Annotated in this window: 23 protein-coding genes; 8 read left to right on the top strand and 15 right to left on the bottom strand. The window is 69.8% G+C overall.

Annotated features, from left to right (window positions below; genetic code table 11):
* Window positions 1–2: 2 nt before the first annotated feature.
* Genes LGN17_RS17635 through dnaQ form a run of 3 tightly spaced genes read left to right on the top strand, consistent with a single transcriptional unit; the run spans window position 3 to window position 2,028 of the window.
* Window positions 3–815, top strand: coding sequence for a class I SAM-dependent methyltransferase (locus LGN17_RS17635; protein ID WP_226197931.1), 813 nt, complete (start codon window positions 3–5; stop codon window positions 813–815).
* A complete protein-coding gene (rnhA, locus tag LGN17_RS17630) occupies window positions 812–1,255 on the top strand; it encodes a ribonuclease HI (RefSeq protein WP_039347704.1) in 444 nt (147 codons plus the stop codon). The genes LGN17_RS17635 and rnhA overlap by 4 nt, the downstream gene beginning before the upstream one ends.
* A gap of 38 nt (window positions 1,256–1,293) precedes the next feature.
* The gene (dnaQ, locus tag LGN17_RS17625; protein WP_175958101.1) at window positions 1,294–2,028 is read left to right on the top strand and encodes a DNA polymerase III subunit epsilon; all 735 of its coding nucleotides are present in this window, start codon (window positions 1,294–1,296) and stop codon (window positions 2,026–2,028) included.
* A gap of 34 nt (window positions 2,029–2,062) precedes the next feature.
* On the opposite strand, the gene LGN17_RS17620 is transcribed toward dnaQ, so the two are convergent.
* The gene (locus LGN17_RS17620) at window positions 2,063–2,395 is read right to left on the bottom strand and encodes a YnfA family protein (RefSeq protein ID WP_226197930.1); all 333 of its coding nucleotides are present in this window, start codon (window positions 2,393–2,395) and stop codon (window positions 2,063–2,065) included.
* Window positions 2,396–2,934: 539 nt separating this feature from the next.
* Here LGN17_RS17620 and proP point away from each other — a divergent pair.
* Complete coding sequence (gene proP, locus LGN17_RS17615; protein ID WP_226197929.1) at window positions 2,935–4,422, top strand: glycine betaine/L-proline transporter ProP; 1,488 nt, start codon at window positions 2,935–2,937, stop codon at window positions 4,420–4,422.
* A 109-nt stretch (window positions 4,423–4,531) separates the two neighbouring features.
* Here proP and LGN17_RS17610 read toward each other — a convergent pair whose 3' ends face one another.
* Together LGN17_RS17610 and LGN17_RS17605 are read right to left on the bottom strand one after the other, a co-directional pair.
* The gene (locus LGN17_RS17610; protein ID WP_226197928.1) at window positions 4,532–4,738 is read right to left on the bottom strand and encodes a hypothetical protein; all 207 of its coding nucleotides are present in this window, start codon (window positions 4,736–4,738) and stop codon (window positions 4,532–4,534) included.
* Window positions 4,739–4,916: 178 nt separating this feature from the next.
* The gene (locus LGN17_RS17605; protein WP_226197927.1) at window positions 4,917–5,546 is read right to left on the bottom strand and encodes a glutathione S-transferase family protein; all 630 of its coding nucleotides are present in this window, start codon (window positions 5,544–5,546) and stop codon (window positions 4,917–4,919) included.
* A 253-nt stretch (window positions 5,547–5,799) separates the two neighbouring features.
* Between LGN17_RS17605 and LGN17_RS17600 the strand changes: the two genes are divergently transcribed.
* Window positions 5,800–7,017, top strand: a complete 1,218-nt coding sequence (locus LGN17_RS17600; RefSeq protein WP_226197926.1) for a polyhydroxyalkanoate depolymerase — start codon at window positions 5,800–5,802, stop codon at window positions 7,015–7,017.
* A 7-nt stretch (window positions 7,018–7,024) separates the two neighbouring features.
* Here the strand turns inward: LGN17_RS17600 and LGN17_RS17595 are convergent, their stop codons facing one another.
* The 11 genes from LGN17_RS17595 to madL all read right to left on the bottom strand — a co-directional run bounded on the left by LGN17_RS17595 (window position 7,025) and on the right by madL (window position 15,785).
* Window positions 7,025–7,669, bottom strand: a complete 645-nt coding sequence (locus tag LGN17_RS17595) for a phosphoribosyltransferase (protein ID WP_226197925.1) — start codon at window positions 7,667–7,669, stop codon at window positions 7,025–7,027.
* 125 nt (window positions 7,670–7,794) lie between these two features.
* Complete coding sequence (locus tag LGN17_RS17590; protein ID WP_226197924.1) at window positions 7,795–8,316, bottom strand: phospholipase D-like domain-containing protein; 522 nt, start codon at window positions 8,314–8,316, stop codon at window positions 7,795–7,797.
* Between the two features lie 117 nt (window positions 8,317–8,433).
* Entirely contained in the window at window positions 8,434–9,366 is a 933-nt protein-coding gene (locus LGN17_RS17585; RefSeq protein WP_226197923.1) for an acyltransferase domain-containing protein, read from the bottom strand.
* Entirely contained in the window at window positions 9,363–10,229 is an 867-nt protein-coding gene (gene mdcB, locus LGN17_RS17580) for a triphosphoribosyl-dephospho-CoA synthase MdcB (protein ID WP_226197922.1), read from the bottom strand. The genes LGN17_RS17585 and mdcB overlap by 4 nt, the downstream gene beginning before the upstream one ends.
* Window positions 10,226–10,894 carry a malonate decarboxylase holo-[acyl-carrier-protein] synthase gene (gene mdcG, locus LGN17_RS17575; protein WP_226197921.1) on the bottom strand — a complete coding sequence of 223 codons (669 nt, stop codon included), beginning with the start codon at window positions 10,892–10,894 and terminating at the stop codon, window positions 10,226–10,228. Before mdcG ends, mdcB begins: the two co-directional genes overlap by 4 nt.
* Complete coding sequence (gene mdcE / locus LGN17_RS17570) at window positions 10,881–11,588, bottom strand: biotin-independent malonate decarboxylase subunit gamma (protein ID WP_226197920.1); 708 nt, start codon at window positions 11,586–11,588, stop codon at window positions 10,881–10,883. Before mdcE ends, mdcG begins: the two co-directional genes overlap by 14 nt.
* Window positions 11,575–12,510: a biotin-independent malonate decarboxylase subunit beta gene (locus LGN17_RS17565; RefSeq protein WP_226197919.1), complete on the bottom strand. Its 936-nt coding sequence runs from the start codon at window positions 12,508–12,510 to the stop codon at window positions 11,575–11,577. The genes mdcE and LGN17_RS17565 overlap by 14 nt, the downstream gene beginning before the upstream one ends.
* Window positions 12,507–12,821 carry a malonate decarboxylase acyl carrier protein gene (gene mdcC / locus LGN17_RS17560; RefSeq protein WP_027787896.1) on the bottom strand — a complete coding sequence of 105 codons (315 nt, stop codon included), beginning with the start codon at window positions 12,819–12,821 and terminating at the stop codon, window positions 12,507–12,509. Before mdcC ends, LGN17_RS17565 begins: the two co-directional genes overlap by 4 nt.
* Before the next feature lie 10 nt (window positions 12,822–12,831).
* On the bottom strand, window positions 12,832–14,478 hold the full coding sequence (gene mdcA / locus LGN17_RS17555; protein WP_226197918.1) for a malonate decarboxylase subunit alpha: 1,647 nt from the start codon (window positions 14,476–14,478) through the stop codon (window positions 12,832–12,834).
* Window positions 14,479–14,610: 132 nt separating this feature from the next.
* Window positions 14,611–15,378, bottom strand: a complete 768-nt coding sequence (madM, locus tag LGN17_RS17550) for a malonate transporter subunit MadM (protein WP_226197917.1) — start codon at window positions 15,376–15,378, stop codon at window positions 14,611–14,613.
* A gap of 11 nt (window positions 15,379–15,389) precedes the next feature.
* Window positions 15,390–15,785 carry a malonate transporter subunit MadL gene (gene madL, locus LGN17_RS17545; RefSeq protein ID WP_034186756.1) on the bottom strand — a complete coding sequence of 132 codons (396 nt, stop codon included), beginning with the start codon at window positions 15,783–15,785 and terminating at the stop codon, window positions 15,390–15,392.
* A 329-nt stretch (window positions 15,786–16,114) separates the two neighbouring features.
* On the opposite strand from madL, the gene LGN17_RS17540 reads away from it, so the two are divergent.
* A complete protein-coding gene (locus LGN17_RS17540) occupies window positions 16,115–16,963 on the top strand; it encodes a LysR substrate-binding domain-containing protein (RefSeq protein WP_226197916.1) in 849 nt (282 codons plus the stop codon).
* A 167-nt stretch (window positions 16,964–17,130) separates the two neighbouring features.
* Complete coding sequence (locus LGN17_RS17535) at window positions 17,131–17,412, top strand: DUF4148 domain-containing protein (protein WP_226197915.1); 282 nt, start codon at window positions 17,131–17,133, stop codon at window positions 17,410–17,412.
* 15 nt (window positions 17,413–17,427) lie between these two features.
* Here LGN17_RS17535 and LGN17_RS17530 read toward each other — a convergent pair whose 3' ends face one another.
* Window positions 17,428–18,345, bottom strand: coding sequence for a 3-hydroxyacyl-CoA dehydrogenase NAD-binding domain-containing protein (locus LGN17_RS17530; protein ID WP_226197914.1), 918 nt, complete (start codon window positions 18,343–18,345; stop codon window positions 17,428–17,430).
* A gap of 246 nt (window positions 18,346–18,591) precedes the next feature.
* Here LGN17_RS17530 and LGN17_RS17525 point away from each other — a divergent pair, with 246 nt between their 5' ends.
* The gene (locus LGN17_RS17525) at window positions 18,592–19,032 is read left to right on the top strand and encodes an Hsp20/alpha crystallin family protein (protein ID WP_226197913.1); all 441 of its coding nucleotides are present in this window, start codon (window positions 18,592–18,594) and stop codon (window positions 19,030–19,032) included.
* Window positions 19,033–19,039 lie beyond the last annotated feature (7 nt).

Below are 19,039 nucleotides of genomic sequence, written 5' to 3'. Positions count from 1 at the left end.
TTATGTCTGACCGTCAAATTATAGACTGGCCCGCCTGGACCGACTCACCGCCCGGCCGCTACGTGCTGGGCTGGGAGCAGGCGCAGCTCGACCGGATCGTGTCCGACGTCTTCGGGTTCCACGCACTGCAGCTCGGCCTGCCGCAGCTCGACGCGCTGCGCGAGAACCGCATGCCGTATCGCGGCCTCGTGCTCGATCCGGCGAGCGGCGCGAGCGCGCCCTATCAGTATCCATGGGCCCGCGAAGCGCATGCGCCCGAGCACGCGCCCGACGGCCGCAGCACGACCTGGTGCGACCTGCTCGACCTGCCGTTCGAGTCGCAGAGCGTCGACCTGATCGTGATGCCGCACACGCTCGAATTCACGTCCGATCCGCACCGCCTGCTGCGCGAGGCCGAGCGCGTGCTGATGCCGGAAGGCCAGCTCGTGATCACCGGCTTCAATTCGCTCAGCCTGTGGGGCATGCGGCAATCGTTCGGGCGCATGGCAAACCGTCCGTTCGTGCCGGCCACGCGCGACCAGATCGCGTTCATCCGGCTCAAGGACTGGATCAAGCTGCTCGGCTTCGACCTCGAACGCGGCCGCTTCGGCTGTTACCGGCCGCCGCTCGTCACCGACCAGTGGCTGGCGCGCTACGGCTTCATGGAGGCCGCCGGCGACCGCTGGTGGCCGATCTTCGGCGCCGTCTACATGGTGACGGCCGTCAAGCGCGTGCGCGGCATGCGCCTCGTCGGCCAGATCAAGATGAAGAAGCCCGTGCTCGCACCAGGCCTGACGCCGGCGGCCTCCCCGACTACCCACCAAGAACATTCATGACAACCGATACGATCGACATCTATACCGACGGCGCCTGCAAGGGCAACCCCGGCCCCGGCGGCTGGGGCGCACTGATGCGCTACGGCGACAAGGAGAAGGAGCTGTTCGGCGGCGAGCCCAACACGACCAACAACCGCATGGAGCTGATGGGCGTGATCGCCGCACTCGAGGCGCTGAAGCGGCCTTGCCAGGTGATCGTGCATACCGACTCGCAATATGTGCAGAAAGGCATCAGCGAGTGGATCCACGGCTGGAAGAAGAAAGGCTGGGTCACCGCGGCCAAGACACCCGTGAAGAACGCCGACCTGTGGAAGCGGCTCGACGCGCTCGTCGCGCAGCACGAGGTCGAGTGGCGCTGGGTCAAGGGCCACGCGGGCCATCCCGAAAACGAGCGCGCGGACGCACTCGCGAATCGCGGCGTCGAATCGCTCACGGCCTGAACGCCGGCCACTCCCCTGTTTCCTTTGCTTTCCCCGACATGCGCCAGATCATCCTCGATACCGAAACCACCGGCCTGAACGCCCGCACGGGCGACCGCCTCATCGAAATCGGCTGCGTCGAGCTGCTGAACCGGCGGCTTACCGGCAACAACCTGCACTTCTACGTGAACCCCGAGCGCGACAGCGATCCGGGCGCACTGGCGGTGCACGGGCTCACGACCGAATTCCTGAGCGACAAGCCGAAATTCGCGGAAGTCGCGAGCCAGATCCTCGACTTCGTGAAGGACGCCGAGCTGATCATCCACAACGCGCCGTTCGACCTCGGCTTCCTCGACGCCGAATTCGCGCGGCTCGGCCTGCCGCCGTTCACCGAACATTGCGGCGGCGTGATCGACACGCTGGTGCAGGCCAAGCAGATGTTCCCCGGCAAGCGCAACTCGCTCGACGCGCTGTGCGACCGCTTCGGCATCAGCAACGCGCACCGCACGCTGCACGGCGCGCTGCTCGACTCGGAGCTGCTCGCCGAGGTGTATCTCGCGATGACGCGCGGCCAGGACAGCCTCGTGATCGACATGCTCGACGACGCAGGCGCCGACGGCGGCGCAGCGAACGGCCAGCGCGTGTCGCTCGCCGCGCTCGACCTGGCCGTGGTGGCCGCGAGCGACGACGAACTGGCCGCGCACCTGGCGCAACTCGACGAGCTCGACAAGTCGGTCAAGGGCACCTGCGTGTGGCGCCGGTCCGCCGACGCGGACGCCGCCGAAACGGCTTGAAGCAGACGGCAGACGGCACGCGCCGCGGCCGCGCTCACGCGCGCGGCTGCAGCGCGATGACCGCCATCCCGCCGAGCGCGAGCGCCGCGCCGGCCACGTCCCAGCGGGTCAGCGCGACGCCGTCGACCACCCGCAGCCACACCAGCGCCACCGCGATATACACGCCGCCGTACGCGGCATAAGTGCGCCCCGCCGCACTCGGATGCAGCGTCAGCAGCCACGCGAACAGCGCGAGCGACAGCGCGGCCGGCACCAGCAACCCCACCGGCCGGCCCTCCTTCAGCACGAGCCACGGCAGGTAACAGCCGACGATTTCGGCCAGCGCGGTGGCGGCAAACAGGGCCGCGATCCTCATCAGTTCGGTCATCCGGTTCCTCGTGAATTCGGCCCCCGTCACCAGGGACGGCACGGCCCCGCCGCGCGCCGCCGATCATACCCGAGCCACCCTCGCCGGACGCCCCGCCAGACGGACGTTTCCCGGCAATTTGCACGATCATCCGCCATCGTGCTATCATGTCGCCTGTTTCAACATTCAATCTCTGTCTACTCGATTTCGAGAGAAGTCCGTCCGCGCGTGGTGGATCGGCCCTTCGACCGAAATTGCACCCACAGGAAAGCCCGCCCGACAGGCCCGCTTTTCTCGTTTCGTTGCCCCTCCGGGGCGCTTGCCGGAACGCCGGACATCGTCCGCACCGGCATCTGCCGCCTGCATCACGCGGCCCATTCTTCATGAGCGCACTGTCGCGACGGCCCATCAGGCCCGCGTCGAAGCAGCCCCTTACGGCCCTTTACCGCCTTTTGTGCTGTAAGTGCTTAATGGCCTGCCCCGACGCGACGCACGCGACACCGCGCTCGCCGGCAAACCGTGTCGGACGGCCCGTCCGTTCGGCGCAGTCAAAGGAGTGCATGACCTTGACCGCAACACACGTCAGCCCGACCGCTGCCTCTTCCTCCGCTTCGTCGTCCGGCGAAGCCCCGCTCGTCGCGGACGACATCACCGTCGTCGACCAGAGCCTCCTCAAGCGCGCCGTCAGCGCGATGGCCATCGGCAATGCGATGGAATGGTTCGACTTCGGCGTCTACAGCTACATCGCCGTCACGCTCGGCAAGGTGTTCTTCCCGTCCAGCAGCCCGTCCGCGCAGCTGCTTGCAACCTTCGGCACGTTCGCGGCCGCGTTCCTCGTGCGCCCGCTCGGCGGCATGGTGTTCGGCCCGCTCGGCGACCGCATCGGCCGCCAGCGCGTGCTCGCCGCCACGATGATCATGATGGCCGTCGGCACGTTCGCAATCGGCCTGATCCCCAGCTACGCATCGATCGGCATCATGGCGCCCGTGCTGCTGCTCGTCGCCCGCCTCGTCCAGGGCTTCTCGACCGGCGGCGAGTACGGCGGCGCGGCCACCTTCATCGCCGAATTCTCGACCGACAAGCGCCGCGGCTTCATGGGCAGCTTCCTCGAGTTCGGCACGCTGATCGGTTACGTGATGGGTGCGGGCGTCGTCGCGCTGCTCACCGCGTCGCTGTCGCAGGAAGCGCTGCTGTCGTGGGGCTGGCGCGTGCCGTTCCTGATCGCCGGCCCGCTCGGCCTGATCGGTCTCTACATCCGGATGAGGCTCGAGGAAACGCCCGCGTTCAAGCGCCAGGCAGAAGAGCGCGAAGCGCAGGACAAGGCCGTGCCGAAGGCGCGCTTCCGCGAAACGCTGATGCGCAACTGGCGCGCACTGCTGCTGTGCGTCGGCCTCGTGCTGATCTTCAACGTGACCGACTACATGGTGCTGTCGTACCTGCCGAGCTTCATGTCGTCGACGCTGCACTTCGACGAATCGCACAGCCTCGTGCTCGTGCTGATCGTGATGGTGCTGATGATGCCGCTGACGCTCGCCGCCGGCCGCCTGTCCGACCGGATCGGCCGCAAGCCCGTGATGCTCGCCGGCTGCGTCGGCCTGCTCGCGCTGTCGATCCCGTCGATGATGCTGATCCATGCGGGCACCACGGTGTCGGTGTTCGGCGGCCTGCTGATCCTCGGCGTGCTGCTGTCGTGCTTCACCGGCGTGATGCCGTCGGCGCTGCCGGCGCTGTTCCCGACCGAGATCCGCTACGGTGCGCTCGCGATCGGCTTCAACGTGTCGGTGTCGCTGTTCGGCGGCACGACCCCGCTCGTGACCGCGTGGCTGGTCGATGTCACGCACAACCTGATGATGCCCGCGTACTACATGATGGGCGCCGCCGTGATCGGCATCGTGTCGGTGGTCGCGCTTGCCGAAACCGCGCGCCAGCCGCTCAAGGGCTCGCCGCCGGCCGTCGCGTCGCGCCGAGAAGCCCAACAGCTCGTGCGCCAGATGCGCGAGGACGAGGAATCGGAGATCTACGGCGTCGTGTCGCCCGCACGCGCCTGAGCGTCGCCCATGAAAAAGCCCCGGCCGAAGCCGGGGCCCGATCGAATCCGATCCGCCCGACCGGCTTGCGCCGGCCGGGCTTTTTTTCATCCTTCAGCCGCGAGCACCCTCACGCTTGAGCTTCGCAGTGACGGCAGAACAACAGCGCACGCGAGCGTGACACCGCCGCCTGCGCACCGCGTGCCGCGACGATCAGCCCGATCTGGCCGAGATTGAAATCGCGCTCGACCATCAACTGCGTCAGCGCGGCAAGCGGCAACACGACGGACGGGTGGTACAGGCTCGATTCGATCAGGGCTTTCATCATCTGCTCCATCTGGCAATGCGTGATTCGATGGAGTGGATTCTAGGGACCGGCCGCTTCCGGATAAACGGCGCGAATGCGAAGTCACTTGTCAGCCGCCGAGAACAATCGGCAAAGGCTGGCCGGGCGGGGCCGAGCTGGCGGCAGGCAACGGCGCGGGGCGGCCTCGCGCCGCCACGGGTCGCCGGGCTTAGACGAGCGGCGTTTCGACGAACGCCGGCAGCGCTTCCGCCCGCGCCGAATGCGCGGCCAGTGCCGGATAACGGGTCGGATCGATCCGCGCGAGCACGGGGTAGTCGGCCGCCATGAACTGCGTGAAGCGCCACGCGACCGCGACCGTCACGTCGGACTGCAGCAGGCGCGCGCCGCCGAACCAGCCGTTCGCGGCCGCGACGAGCGGCTCCAGTGCGCCGTACGCGCCCTCGATCTGGCTCAGCACGCGCTCGAGCCACGGCGCATGCTGCTTGTCGGCCGGACGCAGCGCCTGCTCGTAGACGACCTGCACGGTCTTCTCGGCGGCCGCCAGCGCGAAGCCGACCGGCACGAGTGCGCGCAACCGTGCATCGGCGGTATCGGGCAGCAAGCGCCGCTCGGGCGCGACCAGGTGATCGAGATAGTCGACGATCAGCGACGAATCGAGCAGCGTCGCGCCGTCGCCGGTCACGAGCGTCGGCGCCTTGACGACCGGGTTGATCGCCCTGAACTGCTCGAAATGACGGAACACCGAGATCGACTCGTGTTCGAACGGCAGGTCGAGCAGCTTCGCCGAAATGGCGACCCGACGCACGAACGGGGAATCCAGCATGCCGATCAGCTTCATCGCGAACGCTCCGCTTAAGGGGAATGGGAGCGACGACTGTAGCAGCGTCGCGCGGCATCGACTAGGGCCCGTTCCCGGGAGCAACGGGCGGGTACCGGCGCCACGAGCGAGTTTGCCGAAATGACGGAACGAACGCGGCCAGCCCTGGCGCCCCCGCGCTTGATGCGCATCAGCCGGACACGCGCGGGACTCACGTTGTCCGGCCACAGTGACCATAATGCAAGTTCACGCCCCTTCCGCCCCAAGGTTCGCCATGTGGTATGCCCTCGTCGAGCAGCAGCGGGAATGGATGCGCGCCTGGCGCACGGCGACGCGGCACGCGTTCGACGCGTGGCCCGCGGCCACGCTGCCGCACGCCGCGTCGTCGTGCTACGACGACCTGTTCGAGCCGCTGCTCGGGCCGCCGGACGGGCCCCCGCACTTCGACATCGGATGGCCGGGCGTCGGCGAGCGCGTCGTCGCACGCACGCCGTTTTGTGACCTGCGGCGCTTCACGCACGCCGATGCACGGCGCACGGTGCTGCTGTGCGCGCCGCTGGCCGGGCATGCGGCCGTGATGATGCGGGAAACCGTCGAGACGCTGCTCGCGGACGGCGACGTCTGCGTGACGGACTGGCGCAATGCGCGCGACGTGCCGCTCGCGTCGGGCCGCTTCGGGCTCGACGAGTATGTCGCGACGCTCGACGGCTTCGTCGACGGGCTCGCGCACGACGACCGGCCGCTGCATGTCGTCGCCGTGTGCCAGGCGACCGTGCCGGTGCTCGGCGCGCTCGCGCTGCGCGCGGCGCGCGGCCTCCCGCCGCCCGCGAGCGTCACGCTGATCGGCGGCCCGCTCGACGCACGCCGGAATCCGAGTGCGCTCGGCACCGCCGCTGCCGCTCATTCGCTCGACTGGTGCCGCCGTCACCTGATCGACATCGTGCCACCCGGTTTCGCGGGGCATGGTCGCCACGTATTTCCGACCTATCTGCAACAGGGCGAGATCGCGCTCGTGTACCCGCAACACTTCCTGTCGCTGATCGAAGCGTACGCGCTGGCCGCGTCGCGCTTCGACATGAGCGGACTCGCCGGCGCGCGGCGTGCGCTGCTCGAATACACGGCGCTGCTCGACATGCCGGCCGAGTATTTCCTCGATATGGTCGACATCGTGTTCCAGCGCATGAGCCTCGCGCTCGGCACCTGGGACGTGGGCGGCCGGCGCGTCGAGCCGGCGGCGTTGCGCGGCGTCGTGCTGCTGACCGTCGAAGGCGCATGCGACAAGGTGACGGGCGCCGGCCAGACCCACGCGGCGCTCGACCTGTGTAGCGGCCTCGCCGACGACGAACGCTACCGGATCGACATCGACGACTGCGATCACTACGGGCTGTTTACGGGGGCGCGCTGGCACGGCGACGTGCATCCGATGCTGCAGCGCGTGTTCGTATGGGCCGAAACCCGCCGCCCTCGCCCGCGCCGCATCAGGCGGACGTGATGCCGCGTCAGGGCCGCGCCGCGTCGAGCAAAGCCCGTACCTCGTCGTCGCTCGTCTGCTCGAAGCGCGCATAGAACTGGCTGATCCCGAAGAACGGCTGCGGCAGCGACACCGTGACGAACGCATCGGCCAGATCGTCGAACACATGGCGCGCGCCCGCCGGCGCGACCGGGACAGCCGCCACGATCCGCGCCGGGTGACGCTCGCGCAACGTCTGCAGCGCGACGCGCATCGACGCGCCGGTCGCGACACCGTCGTCGACGACGATCGCGATACGCCCTTCGACCGGCAGGGGCGGCGCGGCACCGCGATACAGCGCTTCGCGCCGATGCAGTTCGGCTGTCTCGCGCGCGATCACGTCGGCGAGCTGTTCGTCGGACACGTGCATCGAACGGAGCACCGAACGCTGCAGATGAATCGCACCGCCCGTCGCGATCGCGCCCATCGCGAGCTCGGGATCGTACGGCACGCCGAGCTTGCGCACGACCAGCACGTCGAGCGGCGCATGCAGCGCACACGCGACCGGATACGCGACGGGCACGCCGCCGCGCGGCAACGCCAGCACGACGACATCGCTACGCCCCGCGTAATCGCGCAATGCGCCGGCCAGCTGGCGGCCGGCATCGGCGCGATCGGCAAAACACTCGAACACGATCGGCTCCCTGCCGTTGCGCCGGATGCGCGAAACCCGCGCCGGCGCCTGTCAGCGAGCATGATTCATCGGCCGCGCCGATGCAAGCAGGGTCACACCGGCGCGCGCGGCGCCGAGGGTATGGGTCAGAGGCCGCCGGCCTGCCGGTACAGCCGCCAGAACGACTGCGCATAGGATTGCGCGAGCTCGGGGGCACGCTGGAACACGTTCACCGTTTCCGCATGCGCGGCCGCGCCTTCGGACAGCGTCGTCAGCGCGACGCTGTCGTCGACGATCACGAAGCGCGGCGCAGGATCGCCATGCCGCGAATCGATCGCCACGTCGATACCCGAGGATTTCAGATAGCCCGCGCCGCTGTACCGGCCCGCGCGCGGCGAACGCACGAGCACGACACGCACCTCGACCCCGCGCGCGCGGGCCGCGCGCAGCGCGCTCGCGACCGCCGGCGGCACGTGCGCATAGCCGGCCAGCAACACACGGCGATGCGCCTGCCCGATCAGGTCGACGGTTGCGTCGGCCGCTGCATTGTCATACGAAAAGTATGTGCCGACCGATGCGGCATCGGACGGAATCTGGCTGGCGTGGGCGCTCGCCGCGCAGCAAAGCGCGGCGAGAAGGAAGGCGGCTGGTCTCATGGCGGGCGCCATTTTAGCGACGCCAGACCGCGTGGCAAGCACCGGCTGCGAGGCTGCTGCGCCGGCGCAACACACAGCGCAAAACCCGCCCCCGACGAACGGGTTACAGGCCCGTTATCACGCCGTCGGTCAGCCCGCCGCGACGCGTGCGAGCCAGCTCGCCACGCCGTCGACGGAACGGAAATCCGCGAGGCTGCGCGCCGGCAGCGCCGGATAGGCGCCGCCGGCCATCTCGGCCAGCGCGCGGCCGGGCCCCAGCTCGAGGAACGCGGTCGCCCCCGCCTCCACGCAGGCGGCAAGACAGGCCGCCCACTCGACCGGCTCCGCGATCTGCCGCGCAAGCTTGTCGAGGCCCGCGTCGACGTCGAGCACCGATGCACCATCGATCCCCGAAACCAGCCGCGTGCCGGGCAGCGGCCGCCGCACGTGCGTCGCGGCGAGCGACGCGCGAAACACCGGCACGGCCGCGGCGAGCCGGCGCGTGTGCGACGCGATCCGCACGCAGACGGGCGCGACACGCAGTGCGCCGGCACGCGACGCATCGTCGGCCACCGCATCGACATCGGCCTGCCGCCCCGCGACCACGAACGCGTCGCCCGGGTTCGCAATCGCGATCGCCGCGTCGCGGCCGTCGCACAGCCACGCGAGCTGCGCGCGCGTCAGGCCGCGTACGAACACCATCCGCTCGTCGCCGCCGCTCGCGGCGTCCATGGCGCGCGCACGCGCATCGGCCAGGTCGAGCGCGGCGTCCGGCTCGATCATCCCCGCGACGCTCCACGACGCGACTTCGCCGACGCTGTAGCCGGCGACGCACCGTCGGCGCGGCCACAGAGCGTCGAGCAGCGCGGCGGCGGCGAGCGCCTGGACCGTACAGAGAATCTGCGCGGCACGGTTCTCGCGCAGCGCATCCGGCCCGGCCTGCCGGACCCAGGCGCGCGGATCGTCGCCGAGGAGCCGGCCGGCGTGCGCGAACAACGCGTCGGCCTGCGGCGCGGTGCCGGTCAGCTCGAACATGTCGGCGCGCTGCGCGCCCTGTCCCGAACAGAGGATGGCCAGCGTCATCGCGCACCTTCGTCGACTTCGAGCGCATCGACGAAGACGCTCATCGCGAGCAGGTCGGCCGCGCCGCCCGGGCTCAACCGCCGTGCAACGAACGCACGATGCGCGGCAGCCGCCCGCAGCCGCCAATCGCGCGCGCGCACGCCGCCGCGCGCCACGAATGCGCGTGCGGTCGCCCGCGCGAAGTCGAGACCGGCCTGCCCGCCCCGGTGCAGCAGGTTCGTATCGTCGAGCGCGGCGATCAGCGAGAAGCACGCATCGACGCGCGCGGCTTCCGGATCACCAGGCAGGTCGCGCTGCGCGCGGCGCAGCGCGGGCAGCCCGACCGCGTAGACGGTCGTGAAACCACCGGCCGCCTCGCGACGCGCGCCGCCGACGCCGTAGCGGCGACTCGCGCGTTCGCCGTGGCTGTCCGGCCAGCGCGGGCCGCCGAGGATATCGGCGCCCCAGCGGCGGGAGACGAATGCGCCGAGCGTCATCCCGGCCGGCATGGTTCCCGGCACCGCGCGCCGGCCCGCCGCCGCACACAGCAGTCCGAGCCCGAAGATCGCGCCGCGATGCGTATTGACGCCGCCGGTCGCGGCGAGCATCGCGTGCTCGGCACGCAGGCCGATCTTGCGCAGCACGGCCATGTCCGCATCGCGTGCGCCCGCGTCGGCCAACTCGGCGAAGTACGGCCGCAACGCGGCGGCGCTGCGCGCGAACGTCGCGGCATCCATGTCGGTGTGACTGCCGGTGTCGACGTGACTGACGAGCCCCGGCTTCGGATAGGTCTCGATTTCGAACACGAGGCTGCGCTCGGCCAGTTCGGCGATGCGCTCGGCTTCGGACGGCGCCGGTACGCGGCAGGCAGCCCATGCGCTCATCGCGCCCCTCCGGTGAATGCGTCGGCCGGCATCAGTTCGACGGCGATCGCGGTCTTGACCGCGACTTCAGGCTGCCGCGCCTGCAGTTCGCGCCAGTTGACGCCCGCGCCGTCGTCGCGCAGCAATTCGCCGTCGATGCGCATCGGCGCGCGCGCGTCGATCGCCGCGAGGCCGTCGAGCAGCGACGCGAGCGATGTGGGATCCGGCAGCGGGAACACGATGTCGAGATCGGACGACGCCCCCAGATAGGGCTCGCCCGTCAACGCCTGCCATGCAAGGCTGCCAAACACGCGGCCCTGCACGCCGCAACGCGCGCCAAGCGTATCGAGTTCGCGCAACGCCGAGCGCCATGCGTCGGGCGCGGCGGCGAGCACGTCGGACAACGCGGGTAGCGGCCCGACCGTCGCAAGCGCGTCGGCAGCCGCGTTCAGCGCGAGGCGCCGCTTGCCCGCGGAAGGCGGCAGCGGCAGGCCGAGCGGCACGCAGCCGGCATCGGCCTCGTCGGGCGACGCGCGGCGCACGATCAGCGGCCAGCCGCGTTCGGCCCACGCACGCACGAGCGGATCGGCCGCGAGCGCGGGATCACGCGCGAATGCCGCGCCCCACCCCGCCGCCGTCAGCGTGACGAGCGTGTGGCGGCGCAGCGGCAGCTCAGCGTGCGGCACGCGCGAGCGCCTCGACGCGCTGGGCCACATCGGCGGCAACCGGGCGGCCGCGCGCGGCGCGCCGGTCGACGCGGTCGGCCGGCTTGCCGAGCCATTCGCCGACCTGTGCGTCGAGCGCACGGGCCGGATCGAGCACGGCGTCGACGGCGCCCATCTTCACGAGATTGTCGAGCCCCGGCGCGAACACCGGCGTCGAGCGCGCCATCTCCTTCAGCACGTCGATCGGCAGCTTGGTCACGCGCGACATCGACGGCAGGTCCATCACCTCCGGCTCGGCGCCCGGCACCGCCAGCAGCGTGCGGGTCGCGAGCGCGGTCGCGATGAACGCGCCCGCGGCCGTGTGGCCGTACAGCACGCCGATCGTCCGGTGCCCGGCGAGATCCGCGTGCATCAGGCACTTCGCGAGATGCGACAGCCCTTCGTTCAGGCCGAGCAGTTCGTCGCGCTTGCTCATCCGCTGGCTGTCGCTGTCGACGAGCACGAGGATCGGTGTGTCGCCGCCGCGCGCAATCGTGTCGAGCACGCACGATGCAAGCGTCAGCGCCTCGTCGATGCCGAACGGCAAACGCTCGGCGACGCCGATCACGTCGACGCGCGTGCCGGCGAGTTCCGCGTGGCCGGCCAGCAGGCCGCCGTCAAGGGCGATCGAATGGCCCTTTGGAAACAGTGAGTTCAGGACTTCATCGAGCGTCATGCTGCGGCTCCTGCAGTTGGTCGGCGAGTTTCGCGAACGCATCGTCGGGCATCCCGGGAATCGCTTCCGGCGCGTCCGCACCGAGCGCGCGCCACACGTCGAGCGCATCCGCGCATGCGCCGAACCGTTCGACGCGCGCTTCGAGGCGCGCCTGTTCCGCGCGCAGCATCGCCGCATCGAACTTCGGCGCACGGCCGATCAGCTCGAGCGCCGCCGCACGGAACGCGTCGGGCGTGTCGGCCACGTAGCGGTCCGCGCCGCCGATCAGCCGCCGGTGCTTGCCGCCCATCGTGCGCCAGATCAGCGCGCGGTCCTTTGCATCGAATTCCTCGACGCCGCGATTGGTCTCGATCACCTCGGGGCCGGACACGCTGATGCGGCCCTGCTCCGACACCGCGAGCGCCGAGCAGCACGCGGCGAGCAACCCGCCGCCGCCATAGCAGCCCGCGCGTCCGCCGATCAGCCCGATCACCGGCACACCGGCCGCGCGCGCTTCGACGAGCGCACGCATGATCTCGGCGATCGCGAGTTCGCCCGCGTTCGCTTCCTGCAGCCGCACGCCACCCGTATCGAACAGGATCAACACCGGCTTGCCGGTTTCGCGCGCGGCACGCAGCAGCCCGGTGAGCTTCGCGCCGTGCACTTCGCCGAACGCACCGCCCATGAAGCGGCCTTCCTGCGCGGCAACGAACACCGGCCGGCCGTCGAGCCGGCCGTGGCCGACCACCATCCCGTCGTCGAACTGCTGCGGCAGGTCGAACAGCGGCAGGTGCGGACTCGTCACGCGCTCGGCCGGGCCGAGGAATTCGCCGAAGCTGCCCGCGTCAAGCAGGCCGTCGATGCGCTGCCGCGCCGACGCCTCGTACCAGCTCGCGCCATTCGCGACGAACGCGGGCGCGTCGTGGATCGCGTCGTTCATCATGCATCTCCCTCGATCGCTCGCACGGCCTGCGCGAGCCGCAGCGACACCATGTCGGGCCGCGCGCCGCCGTCGTTGATCGACAGCTTCAGGCCGCCCGGCGTGCGCCGCTCGACGAAATCCGTCACGACCGCCTGCCACACCGCGCCGAAACCGACCGCCGCCGTGCGGATGTCGATCTCGCATTCGTTGCCCGGCAACACGCGCTCGACGAGCACTTCGAGATTGCCCGATGCGACCACGCCGACGAGCGCCGCGGCCTGCTCGCCCTTCGCGCGCTCGCGCGCGGTGAAGCGATAGTTCAACTGTTCCATGCCCTCTTCCTCACCAGTTGCGGAACCGGGCCGGCGGCGCATAGAGCCCGCCCGACCAGTGCACGAGATCCTTGATCGAACGCGCGGCGAGCCAGCGGCGATCGGCGTCGAGCGGATCGATGCCGAGATCTTCCGGGCGACGGATCACGCCGCGCTCGCGCAGCCGCTCGACCATCTTGCGGTCGCGGCCGCGGCCGATCTCCGTATAGCCGGCGACGCCGCGGATCGCGTGCTCGCGTTCGTCCTTGTCGCGGCACATCAGCAGGTTCGCGATCCCCTCCTCGGTGACGATGTGCGTGACGTCGTCGCCGTAGACCATGATCGGCGCGAGGTCGAGCTGCAGCTTGTCGGCGAGCTTCAGCGCGTCGAGCTTCTCGACGAACATCGGCACGTTCTTGTCGCCGAACGTCTCGCCGATCTGCACGACGAGCTTGCGGCCGCGCCTGAGCGCCGCCGGCGTGTCGGGGTCGGCTTCCGCGCCGGCCTTCAGCCACGGCTCGCTCGGATGGCGCCGGCCGCGCGCGTCGCTGCCCATGTTCGGCGCGCCGCCGAAACCGGCAATGCGTTCGGCCGTGACCGTCGACGAATGGCCGGACAGGTCGATCTGCAGCGTCGAGCCGATGAACATGTCGCACGCATAGAGGCCGGCGGTCTGGCAGAACGCGCGGTTCGAGCGCAGCGCCCCGTCGGGGCCCGTGAACCAGATGTCGGAGCGCGCGCGGATGTAGTCGTCCATCCCGACTTCCGAGCCGAAGCAGTGGATCTGCTCGACCCAGCCCGACTCGATCGCGGGAATCAGCGTCGGGTGCGGATTGAGCGCCCAGTGCGAACAGACCTTGCCCTTCAACCCGAGCTTCTCGCCGTAGGTCGGCAGCAGCAGCTCGATCGCGGCCGTGTTGAAGCCGATCCCGTGGTTCAGGCGCTTGATGCCGTACGGCTCGTAGATGCCCTTGATCGCGAGCATCGCGGTGAGGATCTGCGTTTCGGTGATCGCGGCCGGATCGCGCGTGAACAGCGGCTCGACGTAGAACGGCCGGCCGGCCTCGACGACGAAATGCACGCGGTCGCCCGGGATGTCGACGCGCGGCACCTTGTCGACGATGCGGTCGACCTGCGCGATCACGATGCCGTCCTTGAACGCGGTGGCCTCGACGACGGTCGGCGTGTCCTCGGTGTTCGGGCCCGTGTACAGGTTGCCGTCGCGATCGGCGCTGACCGCGGCGATCAGCGCGACCTGCGGCGTGAGGTCGATGAAGTAGCGTGCGAACAGTTCGAGATAGGTGTGCACCGCGCCGAGCGCGATCTTGCCGCCGAACAGCAGCTTCGCGATCCGCTGCGACTGCGGGCCCGAGTAGGCGAAGTCGAGACGCTTCGCGATGCCGCGCTCGAACACGTCGAGATGCTCGGGCAGCACGACGCCCGACTGCACCATGTGCAGGTCGTGGATCTTCGCGCTGTCGACGTCGGCGAGCGCCGTCGCGAGCAGGTCGGCCTGCTTCTGGTTGTCGCCTTCGAGGCAGACGCGGTCGCCGGGCCGCAGCACCGCTTCGAGCAACGCCACGGTGTCGCGCGCGTCGACCCGCTTGCCCTGCGCGTAAGCCGCGCCGGCCGCGAGCCGTGCATCGCGCGCCTGCCGCGCGTGATTCCATCCCGTCATGAACTGTTCTCCCGCTTCGATGGTTCAGCGGCATTCTAAGCCTGGCGCCGCCGCCGATTGATGATGTTGACGAATGCGACTCAGAGGACGCCGCGATGGATGCGGCCCGCACGCGGGCCGCGTCGCGCGGACCTATGCACCGACCAGCGCGCGCGTCGTGAAGAACAGCACCGACGGGCCGAGCAGGCAGCCGACGCCCGTATGGAACGTCGCGACCAGCGCGCCGTACGGGACGAGCCGGCGGTCGGTCGCCGCGAGCCCCGCGCTCACGCCGCTGACGGTGCCGGCGAGGCCGCCGAAGATCATCGCGGAACGCGGCGTCTTCAGGCCCATGAAGCTGGCCGCAACCGGCGTGCCGACCATCACGATGATCGCCTTCACGAGCCCCGTCGCGATGCTGAGCGCGATCACGTCGGAGCTTGCGCCGATCGCCGCGCCCGTGACGGGGCCGACGATGTAGGTGACGGCGCCCGCGCCGATGGTCGTCATGCTGACCGCGTCGGTGTAGCCGAATGCGCGCGCGATGCACGCGCCGACGATGAAAGGCAGCACGGTGCCGAGCAGCAGCGACACGACGCCGACGAGCCCGGCCTTGCGCGCCTCGGCGGGCTGCACTTCGAACGCGGTCGCGACGATCGCGAAATCGCGCAGCATCGCGCCGCCCATCAGGCCGACGCCCGCGAACAGCGGCACGTCGGCGATCCCCTTCTCGCCGCCGGTGAATGCGCCGCCGACGTAAGCCAGCGCGAGGCCGATCACGATCGCGATCGCGGAGCCGTGCACGCGGCCGAACGTGAGCTTGCGCGACGCGATCGACGACAGCCACATGATCAGGCCGACCAGCGCGAACGACGCGACGAGCCCGTTGTGGGCGACGGTTTTTTCGAGCATCTGCAGCATGGCGGCCTCCGTCACTGTTCTTCGAATTGCGGCACGCCCGCGAAGGCCGTGTCGTCGCGCCCGGTGCGCACGAGTACCGCGATGCAGCATGCGCAGATCGCGACCGCGCCGACGGCGGCCAGCAGCGCGACCGGGCCGCCCTTCAGCGCGGCGACGACGTTCTGGTTCGCGGCCATCGCGACGACGACCGGGATGTACATCGCGCCCCAGAAGCCGACGCCGGCCTCGGTCTCCTTCGGCAGCCAGCCGCGCCGGTGCAGCCAGAGGCGCAGGCAGATCAGCAGCAGCATCGCAATGCCGACCCCGCCGACGTTGGTCTTCACGCCGATCGCGCTGCCGAGCAGGTCGCCGAGGAACAGTCCGGCCAGGTGGCAGAACGCCAGCAGCGCGGTTCCGTAGATGATCATGAGTCGTCTCCAGTCTCTTCGTGACGGGCGCCTGACGCGTGCAGAAAGCGGGCCCGCACGTCGATCCCGTGCGCGGACTGTCTCCTGCGGCGGTGCGCCGCGGCCCGGCGGCCCGTCGTGCGGGCGCGTTCTCGGGCGGTCGATGGGATGATGCGGTTTCGGGCCGGACACCGGATGCCGTAGACTGACTGACGCAGCCGCCGGCCCGACACGGGCTACGCATCCGGTTCGCCCCGTTTGCGCGGGCCGCACCGGGGCGTGATCCGATACTAGCGCCGCAATACCCGGCCATTTATGAAGTTGTCGAAACCGATTCAGTGGATTTAGCAATGCGTCCGTTACCGCCCGAGCTGCTGCGCAGCTTCGTCGCCGTCGCCCAGTCCGGCAGCTTCACCGCCGCGTCCGAGCGCGTGAACCTGTCGCAGTCGACCGTCAGCCAGCACATCCGCCGCCTCGAGGAGCTGCTCGACCGGCCGCTGTTCGAGCGCGACACGCGCAACGTGCACCTGTCGCAGCACGGCGACGCGCTGTTCCGCTACGCGGTGCGCATCCTCGAGCTGATGGACGAAGCCGTCACGTCGGTATGCGGGCCGCCGCTGTCGGGCAAGGTGCGGCTCGCGATGTCGGAGGATTTCGCGTCGGCGCACCTGACCGCCGCGCTCGCGAGCTTCGTGCAGCGCAATCCGGAAGTCGAGCTTGCGATCTCGACCGGGCTGTCGGGCGACCTGTTCGACGCGCTCGACGAAGGACGGCACGATCTCGTGTTCGCGAAGCGCATCGCCGGCAGCCGGCGCGGCCGCGTGATCCGCAGCGAGCCGCTGTACTGGTGCACGGGCCCCGATTCGCGGATCACCGGTCACGAGGCCGTGCTGCCGCTCGCGATGCATCCGGAGCCTAGCGTGTCGCGCCGCCGCGTGCTCGAATCGCTCGAAGCCGTCGGGCGGCCGTACCGGATCGCGGTAGTGAGCAGCAGCGTCGCGGTATTGCGCGCCGCTGCGAGCGCGGGGCTCGGCGTCAGCGCGTTCGCCGGCTACGTGATCCCGACCGGGCTTGCGCGGCTCGACGCGGGGCTGCCCGAACTCGGCGAACTCGAATACGTGATCGACCGGCCGGCAGCCGCGTCACGTTCGACGCTCGCGCTCGAAGCGACGCTGATTGCCGCCGCGTCGGGGTTGTAACCGCACCGGGCGCGACACGCACACGGGGGGCCGCGCCCCCAACTGACAGCTTTGCCCGGAACGCGTCATCGTCCGCGCAGCACCCGCTCGCGACAATGGGACCCATCGGAACGCACGGCCACCCGCCGCGCGCATCCGGTGTCCCATCCCCTTGATCGGAGCACGCCATGAATGTCTTGCGATTCGCCGTCGCGACCGCCGCCGCCGCCCTGCTGTCCCCCGCCTTTGCCCAGACGTCCGACGCCGCGGCGCCCGCGCAGGGGCTGACCCGCGCGGAAGTCATCGCGCAACTCAAGCAGGCCTATCTCGACGGTCAACTGCCGACGAACGACAGCAACTACCCGCCGAACGCCGCGACACGCGCGCGCAACCGCGAACTCGTGCAGGCCGCGAACCCGGCATGGCTCGCGCAGACGCCGCCGTCCTCACAAACCGCCGCGCAGCAGTAGCAGACTGCGGCGCGATCACGGCAGGAAGCTGCGGCGCCGCGCGTCGATCAGCTCGACGAGCAGGCGGTCACGTTCGGCCGCCAGTTCCTGCATCGAGCGCTCGCCCTGGATCGCGCGCAATTCGTCGTTCAGCCGGCGATCGACGTCCGGATCGAACGAAGGCGTGCCGAGGTCGTCCCACCAGCTCGTGATCGGCCCCGACAGGTGTTCGAGAAAGTGCGCGATTCCACCCGCGCCGCCGCCGAGATGATAGGTCAGGCACTGTCCCATCAGCCCCCAGCGCAGGCCGGGCCCCCATGCGACGGCCTTGTCCGCGTCGGCAACGCTCACGACGCCTTCGCCGACGAGGTGATACACCTCGCGGAACAGCGCGGCCGCGAGCCGGTTCGCGACGTGGCCGGTCATCTCCTTGTTGAGGACGATAGTCTGCTTGCCGAGCGCATCGTAGAACGCCTTCGCGCGCGCGATCACGTCCTGGCTGGTGGCAGCGCCGCCGACCAGCTCGACGAGCGGAATCAGGTGCGGCGGATTGAACGGATGCGCGATCAGGCAGCGTTCCGGATGCTTGTCGCATGCGGTCTGGATGTCCGACATCTTCAGGCCCGACGAACTCGACGCGATCGGCACGTGCGCGGGCAGCACGTCGTCCATCTGCCGGTACAGCGCACGCTTCAGGTCGAGCCGTTCCGGGCCGTTCTCCTGCACGAAATCGGCGCCGTCGAGCGCGCGCACGAGATCGGCGTCGAACGACAGCCGCGCGGAAAGTTCGGCGGCCCGGTCGCCGAGAAACGCGGCCAGCGCGTCGCGCAGCCGCGTGTCGGCTTGCGGCGCCGGATCGGTCGCCACGACGTCGAAGCCCTGCGTCAGATAGAAAGCGGTCCAGCTCGCGCCGATCACGCCGGCGCCGACGATCGCGATGCGTCGAATGTCCATGATTGTCCCGTGTCGTTGGCCTGCCAATAGATCGCGGCGATTGTCGCACCGAATCGCGCGGGCCTGCGTTGACGCAAATTGCAGATTCCCTCTTGAAATGCGCTTCGGCTGCCACTAATTACGCGTCGTCGGGCAGTGCACCGTTCAACGCACCGCCCCCGTTTCACCCAGTGGAGCTCCCGCGTCGCGCCCGCCGCAGGCGTCGCGCCGTCACGTCTCCCGTGTTCCCTGTTCAGGAGGACCAACATGAGCGGTATTCATTTCGGCAGCGACCTGTTCGACGAATTTGCCCGCGTGCAGCGGCAAGTAGCGAATCTGCTGGGCGAACGTCCAGCCGGCATTCGCGCGGTGCGGCCCGGTGCCTTTCCCGCGCTCAACGTCGGCGCCACCGACGGCGCCATCGAGATCGTCGCGTTCGCGCCCGGCATGGCCGCGGCCGACTTCGACGTATCGATCGACAAGGACCTGCTGACGATCAGCGGCGAGCGCAAGCCTGCGCCGCGCGGCGAAGGCGACGATCTGCGCACTTATGCGCAGGAACGCTTTCACGGCGCATTCCGCCGCGTCGTCGAACTGCCGCGGGACGCGGATCCCGAGCAGGTCAGCGCCCGCTACGAAAACGGCTGCCTGCTGATTCGCGTCGGCCGGCGCGAGGCATCGAAGCCGCGTGCGATCACCGTTCAATAATAGTCAG

Origin of the sequence: Burkholderia sp. AU30280 (assembly GCF_020420125.1) — a bacterium.
Classification (GTDB): Bacteria; Pseudomonadota; Gammaproteobacteria; order Burkholderiales; family Burkholderiaceae; genus Burkholderia.
The sequence above is the reverse complement of the archived record's forward strand: the minus strand, read 5'-3'. Positions and strand labels throughout refer to the sequence as shown.